At 66.5% G+C, this 12,455-nt stretch carries 11 protein-coding genes; 2 read left to right on the forward strand and 9 right to left on the reverse strand.

Annotated elements, in window-relative coordinates:
* Nucleotides 1-49 precede the first annotated feature (49 nt).
* A complete protein-coding gene (locus AC1DSD_RS06035) occupies nt 50-535 on the reverse strand; it encodes an energy transducer TonB (protein ID WP_478029047.1) in 486 nt (161 codons plus the stop codon).
* A 97-nt stretch (nt 536-632) separates the two neighbouring features.
* Here AC1DSD_RS06035 and argJ point away from each other — a divergent pair, with 97 nt between their 5' ends.
* Together argJ and AC1DSD_RS06045 are read left to right on the forward strand one after the other, a co-directional pair.
* Nucleotides 633-1,859 carry a bifunctional glutamate N-acetyltransferase/amino-acid acetyltransferase ArgJ gene (gene argJ / locus AC1DSD_RS06040; protein WP_478029048.1) on the forward strand — a complete coding sequence of 409 codons (1,227 nt, stop codon included), beginning with the start codon at nt 633-635 and terminating at the stop codon, nt 1,857-1,859.
* A gap of 6 nt (nt 1,860-1,865) precedes the next feature.
* Nucleotides 1,866-2,477, forward strand: a complete 612-nt coding sequence (locus AC1DSD_RS06045) for a glutathione S-transferase family protein (protein WP_478029049.1) — start codon at nt 1,866-1,868, stop codon at nt 2,475-2,477.
* A gap of 268 nt (nt 2,478-2,745) precedes the next feature.
* Here the strand turns inward: AC1DSD_RS06045 and trxA are convergent, their stop codons facing one another.
* The 8 genes from trxA to AC1DSD_RS06085 form a co-directional block, all read right to left on the reverse strand.
* Nucleotides 2,746-3,090 carry a thioredoxin gene (gene trxA, locus AC1DSD_RS06050; RefSeq protein ID WP_478029050.1) on the reverse strand — a complete coding sequence of 115 codons (345 nt, stop codon included), beginning with the start codon at nt 3,088-3,090 and terminating at the stop codon, nt 2,746-2,748.
* A gap of 62 nt (nt 3,091-3,152) precedes the next feature.
* Nucleotides 3,153-6,575 carry a double-strand break repair helicase AddA gene (gene addA, locus AC1DSD_RS06055; RefSeq protein WP_478029051.1) on the reverse strand — a complete coding sequence of 1,141 codons (3,423 nt, stop codon included), beginning with the start codon at nt 6,573-6,575 and terminating at the stop codon, nt 3,153-3,155.
* Nucleotides 6,556-9,531: a double-strand break repair protein AddB gene (gene addB / locus AC1DSD_RS06060; protein ID WP_478029052.1), complete on the reverse strand. Its 2,976-nt coding sequence runs from the start codon at nt 9,529-9,531 to the stop codon at nt 6,556-6,558. The genes addA and addB overlap by 20 nt, the downstream gene beginning before the upstream one ends.
* A gap of 191 nt (nt 9,532-9,722) precedes the next feature.
* Complete coding sequence (locus AC1DSD_RS06065) at nt 9,723-10,484, reverse strand: nucleotidyltransferase family protein (protein ID WP_478029053.1); 762 nt, start codon at nt 10,482-10,484, stop codon at nt 9,723-9,725.
* Complete coding sequence (locus tag AC1DSD_RS06070) at nt 10,481-11,452, reverse strand: aminoglycoside phosphotransferase family protein (RefSeq protein WP_478029521.1); 972 nt, start codon at nt 11,450-11,452, stop codon at nt 10,481-10,483. Before AC1DSD_RS06070 ends, AC1DSD_RS06065 begins: the two co-directional genes overlap by 4 nt.
* Nucleotides 11,449-11,889, reverse strand: a complete 441-nt coding sequence (gene tsaE, locus AC1DSD_RS06075; RefSeq protein ID WP_478029054.1) for a tRNA (adenosine(37)-N6)-threonylcarbamoyltransferase complex ATPase subunit type 1 TsaE — start codon at nt 11,887-11,889, stop codon at nt 11,449-11,451. The genes AC1DSD_RS06070 and tsaE overlap by 4 nt, the downstream gene beginning before the upstream one ends.
* Nucleotides 11,889-12,185, reverse strand: a complete 297-nt coding sequence (locus tag AC1DSD_RS06080) for a CcdB family protein (protein WP_478029055.1) — start codon at nt 12,183-12,185, stop codon at nt 11,889-11,891. The genes tsaE and AC1DSD_RS06080 overlap by 1 nt, the downstream gene beginning before the upstream one ends.
* Nucleotides 12,185-12,433, reverse strand: coding sequence for a type II toxin-antitoxin system CcdA family antitoxin (locus tag AC1DSD_RS06085; RefSeq protein WP_478029056.1), 249 nt, complete (start codon nt 12,431-12,433; stop codon nt 12,185-12,187). The genes AC1DSD_RS06080 and AC1DSD_RS06085 overlap by 1 nt, the downstream gene beginning before the upstream one ends.
* Nucleotides 12,434-12,455: the final 22 nt, after the last annotated feature.

Below are 12,455 nucleotides of genomic sequence, written 5' to 3' on the forward strand. Positions count from 1 at the left end.
AGGTCTATCAAATACTCATTACTTGCCGGCTTTGGGCTTCGGGAAGGCCTCAGCGTTTCTTGGCAGGCGTCGGTGCGACTTTAGCCGGAGCTGGTGCATTTTTTGCGGGAGTCACCGCAGGCACCGGTACGCTAACGGCGGCCGGCGGAGGCGGTGGAGGTGGCGGATTTTCGAGCTTCCACATCATCGACGAGCTCCACTTGCTCGCGGTCGGCTTGTTCTTCTTGTTGCGCGCCACTTCGAACCGGCCATTGGCGGTCATGAAATTGCACGTCGTCTCATCGAGCAGCGGCGATTCGGAGCTCTTGATGACCTTGCAATCGGTCACGCGTCCGGTGTCGTCGATAGAGAGGGTGAAGCTGACGCGCCCCTGCTCTCCACTCGCGCGCGCCGCCGGCGGGTAGCCATCCTGGGGAATCCAGCTGCCCGGACTGCCGATCGGCTTCGCGGTCGGGATCGGCTCGTCGTCATCCTGCGCCTGAGCGACGCCCGGAAACGCAAAGGCGGCCAATGCCAGAACGATGGCAATACGCATGTTTTTTTCTCCCCAATTGGCGTCACGCTAGCCCAACCCGACCCGACTTGTCACCGCCGCCTTTGCCTGTCCGGCACACGGCTCTATGAGAGCCGCCATGACCGACCGCTCCCCCCTCGCCCCCACCGCCTTTCCCGATCTGCCGGACATTGCCGGCATGACTCGCCGCGTCGCCAAGGCACAGTACAAGACCTGGGACCGTTGCGACCTGACCTATGTCGAGCTGGCGCCCGGCACCGCGGTAGCGGGCGTGCTGACCAAGAGCCGTTGCGCTTCGCCCGAGGTAGATTGGTGCCGCGCCGCGCTCGTCCTGGGCCGCGCGCGCGCGCTGGTCGTCAACGCCGGCAATTCGAATGCCTTTACCGGCGATCGTGGCCGCCACGCGGTCGAAGGGCTCGTCGCCGCTGTCGCGCGGCATCTCGATTGCCAGCCGTCGGACGTGTTCGTCGCCTCGACCGGCGTGATTGGGGTGCCGTTGCCACTCGACAAGGCAGAAGCCGGACTCGCCTCCGCCTTCGCTGCCGAGCCTTGCAGTTGGGAAGAGGCGGCCGCAACGATCATGACCACCGACACCTTCCCCAAGGCGGTGGTGACGCGCGCAGTGGTCGACAGCAAGCCGGTCAGCCTGGTCGGGATCATCAAGGGATCGGGCATGATCGCGCCCGACATGGCGACGATGCTGGGATTCATCTTCACCGACGCAGCAGTCGATCCCGCCTGGCTGCAGGCGGCACTCGCGCGTGCCAATACGCGCAGCTTCTCGTGCATCACGGTCGATAGCGACACCTCGACCAGCGACACCGTACTCGCCTTCGCGACCGGCGCTGCGGGTAATGTCGCGATCGCGCATGACGACGATCCCGGCGCCGACGCCTTTGCCGCGGCGCTCAACGATCTTTGCCTGCAATTGGCGCACCTTGTCGTGCGCGACGGCGAAGGCGCGACCAAGTTCATCGCGGTCGAGGTGACCGGCGCCGAAAGCGACGCCAGCGCGCATCGTATCGGCATGAGCATCGCCAACTCGCCTTTGGTCAAGACCGCCATCGCTGGCGAGGACGCCAATTGGGGCCGCGTCGTCATGGCGGTGGGCAAGGCCGGCGAGCCCGCCGAGCGTGACCGCGTGGCGATCCGCTTCGGTGAGACCCAGGTGGCACTCAATGGCCTCGCGGTCGAGGGATATGACGAAGCGCCGGTCGCCGCGCACCTCAAGGGCCGCGAGATCGATATCGGCGTCGATCTGGGATTGGGTGACGGCCGCGCCACGGTTTGGACCTGCGACCTGACCCACGGCTATATCTCGATCAACGCCGATTACCGGAGCTGAAACACGATGCTGACGATCTGGGGCCGGCTCAACTCGCACAACGTCAAGAAAGTCGCCTGGTTCGCCGAAGAACTGGGACTCTCCTATGTCCGCCACGATATCGGCGGTCAGTTCGGCATGAGCGACGCCTATCTGGCGATGAACCCCAATGCGCTGATCCCGACGATCGACGATGACGGCTTCATCCTGTGGGAATCGAACGCGATCCTGCGCTACCTCGCTGCCCACCATGGCGGCGTGCGCTGGTGGCCTGACGAGCCGCAATTGCGCGCGCTCGGCGACCGCTGGATGGAGTGGCAGAATGGCTATGCGCCGGTGCAACTCGACGCGTTCGTCAACCTGGTGCGCGTCGTGCCCGACAAACGCGATATGGCGGCCGTCGCCCGCTCGGCGCAGCGTTGCGGCGAGCGGATGGCGATCCTCGACCGGTACCTCGCCGAAACACCCTGGCTATCAGGCGACGATTTCGGCGTCGGCGACGTGCCTATGGGCGTTTACGCCTATACCTGGTTCACGCTCGACATCGAGCGACCCGATCTGCCTAATGTCGCCGATTGGTACCGCCGCCTGCAATCGCGCCCCGGTTATGCCAGCCAGGTGATGATCCCGCTGACGTAGAACGCGATCCCTCTTCCGCTTGCGGGAGAGGGCGGGCCCCGCCGCCAAAGGCGGTGGGAGGGTGAGGATCTTCTTACTTCTTTTGTCGTTTTATCTGCATGGAAGAAGAAAGAAGACCCTCACCCAACCTGCACCGGCTGAACAGCGCCCCGCGCTGTTCAGGTCATGCCGGGGGCATGACCGACCCGGTGCACCCGCAAGCGGGAGAGGGCTAAAAAAAAGGCCGCACCCAACAGGATGCGGCCTTTTGTTCACCTCGACTTCGAACTCAGGCGGCCGAACTGGTCGCCGTTCCGAGTTCACCCTCGAGCCACGCCTTGATCCGGCCTTTGGGTTCGGCGCCGATCTTGGTCGCCGCCGGGCTGCCGCCCTTGAACAGGATCATCGTCGGGATGCCGCGCACGCCATAACGCGCGGGCGCATCGGGATGATCGTCGATATTGAGCTTGGCGATCGTCACCTGCTCGCCCAGCTCTTCCGAGATTTCCTCGAGGCTCGGCCCGATCATCTTGCACGGCCCGCACCATTCCGCCCAGAAATCGACCAGCACCGGCTTGTCGGAATCGAGCACATCCGCCTGGAAACTGTCGTCGCTGATATGTTTGGTTGCCATGAGAGAATCTCCTTTGACCCCGAATGTAGGCGCGGCGAGGCACTTGCTCAACGGCTCTGGCCCTAGCTTTGCTCCATCGCGGCAAAGCCCGGCTTGTGAGGAGCGAGCACGTCTTCGGGCAGATCGAACAGGCGCGGCGCGGCCGTGTAGAGCAACGCCGCCTCGATCCGCCGCCCCGGGAAGATCACCCGCAAGGCTTCGGCATAGGCCGCCATCTGGCGCAGGTGGAATAGCGGCACTTCGTCGAGCCCCAGCGGCACGCGTCGCCCGGTCTTGAAATCGATCACGCGAACGCGGTCGGGCTCGACCAGCAAGCGGTCGACGGTTCCCGCGATGACATAGCCGCCGGGCACGACCGCCGAGATCGGTGCCTCCCCTAGCGAATTCGGCCCGAACAGATCACCGTGCGCGGGATCGTCGAGCACTGCCGATACCGTCGCGATCAGCTCGCTCCTAAGCCCGGCATCGGCGACCAGGCCCACGGCCGACAGCCAGCGATCGGCCGCTGCCGCGCGGCGATCCGGCGCCAGGGCCGGCAATCGCTCGAACAGAGCGTGGATCAACCGGCCGCGCTCGGCCGCCGTCCGCATCGCCGCCGAGGGTGGAGGATCGGACACATCGTCCTCGCCGACCGACGAAGGCGCGAGCGGCCGTGGCGGCCGCGCCTCCTTCGGGGCGGGCTGGAATGCCCAATCGGGCAAAGCGACGGTCTGCGCCTCGGCGTTCCGTGCCGGTCGCGGCCGCACCGGCGGCTGCGGATCGTGGCCGGCGAACGAGCGGCGTGGCCCCTCCTCGCGCTGCGCCGTGCCCAACGCCGTGAGCGCCGCTTCCGCCGCCGCATACCAACTATTCTCGGACGGCACGCCTTTCGCCCGCGGCCCCAAAGATCCCGCTATCTCCAATCTTTCCTCGGCGCGCGTCGCGGCGACATAGAATAATCGCCAATGCTCAGCGAGTTCGCGCGCGTCGGCGGTCGTGATCGCCTCGGCCAATACTCCCGACCGTTGCTCCTTGCGTGGGCGGAAGACGGGCAGTTTGGTATCCTGATCTGCCTGCCAATCAAGCGTCGAACGCGGCCGCGCCTCCGGATCGGCGGTGGCGTCGGCCAGGATCACCAGCGGTGCCTGCAATCCCTTGGCGCCATGCGCGGTCATCACCCGAACCGCGTCGAGCGGCTGCGACGGATCGCGCACGATCTCGACATCGCCGCGGTCGAACCAGTCGAGGAAGCGTTGCAACGAGGGGATCGCGACGCGTTCGAACTCGAGCGCGGCATTGAGCAATTCGTCGATCGGGTCGCGTGCTTCCTGCCCCAATCGCCGGATCAGCTTGCGCCGCCCGTCGAGCGGCCCAGTTAGCATCTCCTCGAGGAAGACATAGGGCGTGGTGAAATCCGCGCGTCGCAGCATTGCGCTGAGCGGCGCGATCCGCTCGATTGGTTGCGTAGCCTGGAGGTGCGCCCATAAGCCGCCGCGGCGCTTCATTGCCGCGCGCATCAACTCGTCCTGGCTCCAGCCGATTAACGGCGACACCAGCAGGCTGGCGAGGGCAAGATCGTCCTGAGGCTGGAGTACGAAGCGGATCGCCGCGAGCAGATCCTGCACCGCCAGCGGCGCGGTCAGCCGCAAGCGGTCGACGCCCGCCACCGGTACGCCCTCGGCATAGAGCCGCGCGACGATCAGCGAGGCGAGCTCGCCGCGCCGCTTGACCAGGATCATAATGTCTTCGGGGCGCAGCGGCCGGCCCTTGCTCTCCAGGATCAGCGGGTCGTTGGGATCAAGCCAGGCCTTGACCTGGGCGGCGATCCGCGTCGCGTGCGCGCGCACCGCATCGGTGATCCAGCCCTCCTCGCCTTCATCCTCTTCGCCGGCCAGGGTCGGTGCCCAGAGATTGACCTGACCCGGCCCCTCGACCTTGCTCGAATGCCGCTGGTTGTCGTCCACCCCCAGCCCGCTACCGGGCAGCACGCCGATCGCCGCGTCGACGAAGTCGAGGATCGGCTGGGTCGAGCGGAACGACGACGTCAGCGCGAGCTGCTCGAACGGCGTCGGCTCGATCTCGCTGATATCGCTCGTCACCTCGGCAAGGTCGCGGAAATGCCGTTCGGCCCAGCGGAAATTGAGCGGGTCGGTGCCCTGAAAGCCGAAGATCGCCTGTTTATAGTCGCCGACGGTGAACAACGTGCGCCGCCGGTCGCCGCGGCTTCCCTGACCCGAGAAGAAGTCGCTCGCGATTGCGTCGACGATTTCCCATTGCCGCAAATTGGTATCCTGCGCCTCGTCGATGAGGACATGATCGGTCGACTGGTCGAGTTTGAAGCGAACCCAATCCCCCATCCCGTCCTGGCGCAGCAATGCGACCGCGGCGTCGATCAGATCGTCGAAATCGACCGCGCCGATCCGGCGCTTGGCGGCGCGATAGGCAAAAGCATAATCGCGTCCGACCGCGAGACCGGCAGCCAGCAGATCGGCATAATCCGCCAGATGACGCATCTGGATCAGGCGCGAGACTTGTTCATGGAAGTCGGTCGCGATCGGCGCGTAATCCTCGTCCTGCGGCGCCTGCCCCTTGGCAAACGACCGCAGCTCACCGTCCTGGCGTGCCCACACGCTGTGGAGTTCGTCGAGTGTCGCCGTCCGCCGCTCCACGCTCCTCGTCAGCCAGGTACCGATGATCTCGGCACGCGACAGACCGCTTTTGGTGCCCCACGCCTGGTTGAGGTCGCGCAAATGCTCGAGCAGGTCGTCGTCGAGCTGGGCACAGCCGTCGGCGATCGCCGCCTCGACATCGTCCACCCCGATCAACGCGCGCCGGACATACGGGCCGACCCCCTCGCCCATCGGCAGCGCCGCCATTGCCGCCGGAGCACGGGCGCAGGCACGCAGAAAGGCTTCCGCGCCCTCTTCACCTAGCCTGAGGCTCAACGCACCAACCGCGCGCACCGCGCCGTCGCGCCCCTCGCGCTCGGCATCGACCAACAATTGCGCCAGCGTCTCGCGCGCCAGCGCAGATTCCTCGCGCGCTTCTAGTGGACGAAAACCGGGAGTCAGCCCCGCTTCGACCGGGAAAGCGGCGAGCAACGACTGACAGAAACCGTGGATGGTCTGGATGCGCAGCCCCCCGCCCGGCGCGTCGAGCACCTTGGCGAACAAGGTTCGCGCCCGCGCGATCAGCGCCGGGGTGGCGCGCTCGCCCAGCGAGGCGAGATCGGCCCGGATATCGGCCTCGGACGCGCGCACCCAGCGCGCCAGTCGCTGGTTGATCCGCCCCGCCATTTCCGCAGCACCTGCCTTGGTGAACGTCAGGCAGAGGATCGCACCGGGATCGGTGCCGCCGAGCAGCAACCTATAGACTCGCGCCGCCAGCACCTGGGTCTTGCCGGTCCCAGCCGACGCTGCGAGCCAGACATGCGACGAGGGATCGCTCGCGCGCGCCTGCTCGTCGACCAGACGCGGCAGGATCGCGTCAGCGCCGCTCACGGCCATACCATTCGTCGCGGCGCATCAGCTGGTCGTAATCGCCGAACGGCGCGAATTCGGGTTTCAATTTGGCGGTAAACGGCGCCGCGCCGGTCAACCAGGCTTCCGCCGCCTCAGTGAAGTTGCGCCGCGCCTCAGCGACGAATTCGTCGGCCGGGATCGGCTCCTTCTTCTTCGGATCGCACGGCGAATCGACATAACCGAACCCGCCGGCGCGATTGCGGGCTAGCGACCAATATTCGAACCCTTCGGCCTTGCCGGCGACGCCGGCGAACTTGCCCGCTTCGGCGATCATCCCGAGCAAGCCGAGTTGCAGGCTGAACCCCGCGCGCACCGCCGCGGTCGAGGGCGGCTGTCCCGTTTTGTAGTCGACCACCACCAACCCGCCATCGTTGAGCCGATCGATGCGGTCGAATCGTCCGGACAATTCGACGCCCGCAAGCTGCAGCGTTCCTTTACCCTCAACCGCGAGGATGGTTCGTTCACCCGCGCGATCGGACACTTCGCGCGCGATCCAGTCGACCGCCTCGATCAGCCGCGGTCCCCATAAGGCTCGGATCATCGGATGCGTGCGGACGTCGCCCAGCAAGGCCTCGGCACGCGGGCGCAAGGTTTCGGGATTCGCGCTATCCTCGCGAAACCAGGTTTCCAGGATCGCATGGACCTGATTGCCGCGCCACGCCGGGCTCGGTTCGGCATCAACCGGATCGATAGCGCCCAGCCGCAGCATCCGGCGCGCGTAAAAAGCAAAGGGGTCGGCCTTGAGGCGGTCGACTTCGGTCACCGAAATCTGGCGCGGCCGGTCCTCGATTGCCGGCGACGGCTCAGGCCGCGTTGCCGGTTCGTGCACGCCCGGATTGTCGATCGCGGCGGCCCATGCGGCCAGATCGGGGTCGCGGACGAAGCGATCCCCCGCCAGGGCTTCGAGCCGCAGCCAGAAGCGTGAGGCCAGCGTCGGCGACCGTCCGTCGCGGCGCGCGCGCGTGATCAGCACTTCGGGCGCGCCCAAAGCATTGGCGAAATCGTGCGCCGCGACGCCGACGCCGCGATCGAGCCCGGGCAACCCCAGTTCCGCCCGGATGCGCGGCGCCAGCCACGGATCGGGTGCAGCGATCGCCGGCCAGGTACCTTCATTAAGGCTTCCCAGGATGGTCAAGTCGGCGGTCTGCAACCGCGCCTCGATCAGGCCATAGATCGCCAGGCGCGGATGGCCGCCCTGGGGAGGACGAACCGCGACTTCCTCCATCAAGGTGCGCAGCAGTGGCGCGACGCTGGCCGGGTCGACCAAGGCCGGCCCGTCCGCCGCGCGCAGTTCGAGATCGGCGAGCAGTTCAGCCGCCGCGCGACCCGCCGGTCCAGCCCATACCGCGAAACCGCACAGGGCTTCGGCCGTCTCGCGCAACGTCGCAATCATCGCCGCCAGCGGTTGCTCGCCATTGCCGAAGCAGTGCGCCAGCGGTTCGAGCAATCCGCGCATTTCCGGCCAGACCTGGCGCGCCGCCGCGCGGATCGACGCCTCGCGCTCGTCGCCGTCGAGCAGATGCGAATCGATGCCCGCGAGCCCCGGAGCCGGGCGGGGCCCGCGCAACGCACGGTCGAGCGCGCGGACGCCGTCGAGCCACAAGGTCCGCGGCTCCCCGCTCTGGACGAGCGGGTGCTTGAGCAGCGCCAGCAATGCGAGCGGCGCGAAGTCCTGTGCCGCAGCCTCGGCCAGCATCGTCAGCAGTGTGCCTGGCGCGCGCGTCGCGAGCGGACGGCCGGCAGTATCGTCGACATCGATCCCCCAACGCGCGCAATGGGCCGCGACGCGCTCGGCCAGCGTGCGGTCGGGCGTGACCAGGGCAGCGGTACGCCCCTCGACTTCCAGCGCGCCGCGCAATGCCAGCGCAATCGCCTGCGCCTCATCGGCTGGGGTTGCCAGCTCGACCGCGCGAATCCCGGTCAATCGCCGGTCGGGCGCTTCCAAATCGGTCCACTTGCCGGTGAAATCAGCAGGCGCGAAGGCGTTGGCGATCGCCTTGCCGCGCGCCGCCGAGGCATCGTGATCGCTTCCCTCGCGCCAAGCGCGCACCTCGCCGCGTCCCGCGCTCATCCGTTCGAGCAACAGCTTCAGCTGAAATTGCGGGTGGGTCTCGATCGAGCGCGCCTTGAAGCAGCTGGCATCTGCCTCGTGCGGCCCAAGCGCGTCCCATTCCTCGGCCGGCATCGCAGTGGCGAGGTCCTGGAACACGACCAAGCCTTGGTCGAGCTCCGCGACACGGCGCAACAAGGCCGCCACTGCCGGCGCCGGATCGGTGATCCCCGCTGCACAGACGAAACCCGCGGGCGGCATCTCCTTCCAGCGCGCCGCCAACCGACGCAGCATGATCGCACGGCGCGTTGCTGCGTCCATCGCGCCCAGCCGCGCCAGCTCCGCCGGCCACCGATCGATCACGATACGGAACAGCTCGAGCGCGCGCTCCCAATGGCTGGTCAATTCGCGCCCGACGTCGAGCTCGGCGAGTTTCGTCGCCGCGACTTCCTCGACCAGCAGTTGGTCAAGCGTCCGCGCCAATGCTCCGGCCAGGCGTACGGCTTCGTCGGCGGCGACCGGCTCCCCTTGGCGGGCGCGCTCCTCGCTGACCAACCTCGCCAGGATCATCCGTCGCGCCAGCGGATCGACCGGTGGCGGCAAAGGCTCGAGATCGTCAGCCGGATCGAGCATCGCCCCCGCCGCTTCATCGAGCGCCGGATCGCCGATCGTCACTAGTCGCGGCAACAACAGCCCACCGCCGCTCGCACGCACGAACGCGTCCTGGACCGCGCGCCGCCCGCGATTATTGGGAAGAAGGACGAGGCCACGCGCGAGCCGCATCGGATCGTCGCCGAAGCGCTTCATCAGCCCAGCGACGAGCGCATCGGCAAAGGCTCGCTGTGCCGGAATCGTATAAAGCGCGAGGCCGCGTTGAGAGGTCGAATTCATGATCGCCAATCAACTATCACAACCGGGAATACCCCGACCGTAAAATAGCCGCGCCTGCGCCTGATAATTCAAACGTTACCCCGGCCTTGTGCCGGGGTCCAACGCGCCTCCTGGGAAGTCAGCCGTTGGTGCACGTTGGATGCCGGGACAAGCCCGCATGACGACACGAGCTTGAGCGGCAAGGCCGCACCCTAAGCATCGATCAGAAGCGCTTCCGTCTTGGCAATGGCCGGCGGCGTGCCGACGTCGAACCACAACCCCTGATGGACGAAGCCGTAAGCACGCCCGGCCTCGATCGCGCGGTTCCAGAACAGGTTGGTCGAGAACGGCCCTTCCGGCCAATCGTGGATCACGCGCGGCGAGAGGATCTGGACGCCGGTATAGACGAACGGCGCCACCCTCCCAGGCTTGCGGCGCCCGGTGATGCGGCCGTTGGCGTCGAGGTGAAAATCGCCCAAGCCGCCATGATTATGCGCGCGCGCCAACGGCACCATCAGCAACAGCGCGTCCATCGCCTCGTCGTCCCAGCGCGACGCGAGCAGCTTGATCGTGTCCGCCGGTCCGTCGACCCACAGATTGTCGGCATTGGCGACGACGAACGGCTTGTCGCCGATCAGGTCGCGCGCTTTGACGATGCCGCCCCCGGTTTCCATCAACTGATCGCGCTCGTCGGAGACGATGATGTCGACGCCCTTCACCCGGTTCTTGAGGTGCGCTTCGAGCGCATCGGCGAGATAATGGACGTTGACCACCGCACGCTTGATCCCCGCCGCGCGGAGGCGGTCGAATACGTGATCGAGCAAGGGCTGACCGGCGACCTGGATCAGCGGCTTGGGTCGCGTCGCGGTGAGCGGACGCATGCGTTTGCCGATTCCCGCCGCCATCACCATCGCGGTTTCCGGAACCGTGCCGCCCGGATCGGGCCGCAGCGACAAGGTGCGTTTCGCGGTCATGCGCGGGCGATCTCCATCGGGTCGCCGCGCAGGTCGGCCGGGATATTGGCGTCGAACCAGGCCTTGACCGGCGCCAGTGCCGGGTGATCAAGATCGCGGTTCAGATAACGCCAGACGCGCGGGCACATCGCCGGATAGCGCGGCTTGCCGTCGCGCCGCCATAGCCGGGTGAAGATGCCGACGATCTTGGCGTTCCGCTGCGCGCCGAGGATGTGATAGGCCGCATCGAAATCGTCGCCCGCACCGGTCACGCGGCGATAGCGGTCGAGCATCGCCGCCTCGATCTCGGGCTCGACATCGCGGCGAGCGTCCTGCAGCAGCGACACCAAATCATAGGCCGGATGGCCCGCCAAAGCGTCCTGGAAATCGAGCAGGCCGAGCGCTTCGGTGCCGCCGATCAGCATCAGATTCTCGGCATGATAATCGCGCAGCACCGTCACCGGCTCGGCCGCCAGCGCATGGTCGAACACCTCGCCCCAGGCTTTGGCGTAGCCGTCGGTATCGACCGTCACGCCGATTGCCGGGCAATACCATTCGGTCAGCAAATCGGCTTCGCGCTGCAATTCCTTGCGGTCATAGGGACGCCACGGGCCGGCGGGTTCCCCGCGCAAGCGGATCAGGATATCGACCGCCGCCTCGTACATCCGCAACAGGCTTTCCGGCGCGGCATCGACCGTCTCGCGCATCCGGGCGTCACCGAAATCCTCGATCAGCACCAGTCCCTGCTCAAGGTCCGTGCCGAAGATCACCGGCGCGGGGAAACCGCGCGCGACCAGCCATTGCGCGACTTGGATGAACGGGCGCGGGTCCTCATGCGGTGGCGGCGCATCCATCAGGATCGCGCTGCGGCCGTGGTCGGCGACGCGGAAATAGCGCCGGAACGAGGCGTCGCCGGCGAGCGGCAGCACGTCGCCCTCTCCCCAGCCCAGTTTGGCAAGGAAATCGGCGGTCCCCGCCGGTGGATTCATGTCAAGGGCCATCGCCCCTCCCATGCCGCGGGCACGGTTGCTGTCAAGCGGCGTCCGCCATCGGGTGCGAAGTCCAAGGTCAATGCCAAGGCGTCCGGCCATCGGCCGGGCGCACGCTCGGGCCATTCGATCAGCAGGACCGAGTCCTCTCGCGCTTCGTCCAGCCCGAGTTCGTCGAGTTCGTCGACATGCTCGATCCGGTAGAGGTCGACATGCATCACCGGCAGCCGCGTCTCGGGTGGCGCATATGGCTGCACGATCGCAAAGGTCGGCGACGGCGCTTCCTCTTCGAGTCCCAAAGCCGCGAGCAGGCCACGAGCGATACTGGTCTTACCGGCGCCGAGAGAGCCGGATAGCGTGACGACATCGCCGGGACGGACCGCAGCGGCGAGAAGGGCGCCGAATTCCTCGCTGGCGGCAGCATCGGCGAGCAGCATCAATAGCCGCTCAACAGCATGTCGATGGCGTTCATGATTGCGTCCTGTTCAGCCGTAAGTGAATCGACGCGCACCCCAATCCGCTTGATTGGCACCGCGCCCATCGATTGGGTCAACATGACCATATCGTTTCCGGCAACGCTGAAGACGGGATTGAGGCGCGGGATCTTTCGCTCGACTCGGTCTGCGCGATACAAAGGGACCATCAGCCGCGAGTTGATCCCGTCGAGCAAATCGGTTTGGCAATCGAGCAGAAGCGGCCCGCCCTCACCGCGATGCACATCAAATCGTGCCATCAGAACGTGCGATACCGTTCGAGCGGCAAGCCGTTCTCCTCGATAAATCGGTTATATTCCTCGAAAGCCTCGGCATTCTCTTCCTTGAACCGGCGTTCCCGCTCAGCCTTCACTTCGCGCGCCAAACCTTCCTCACTCGCGCGGGAAACGTTGATGCCGAGTTGCTTGGCCTCTTCAACCAGGCGCGCGTCGAGCGACACGTTGGTTGGCCGGCGGAACGGCGCCCGATCTTCACGCACTCTCGCCATCACAATCTCCTATGCGCATAGA

The sequence above is a fragment of the Sphingomonas sp. P4_D12 genome (assembly GCF_056401895.1).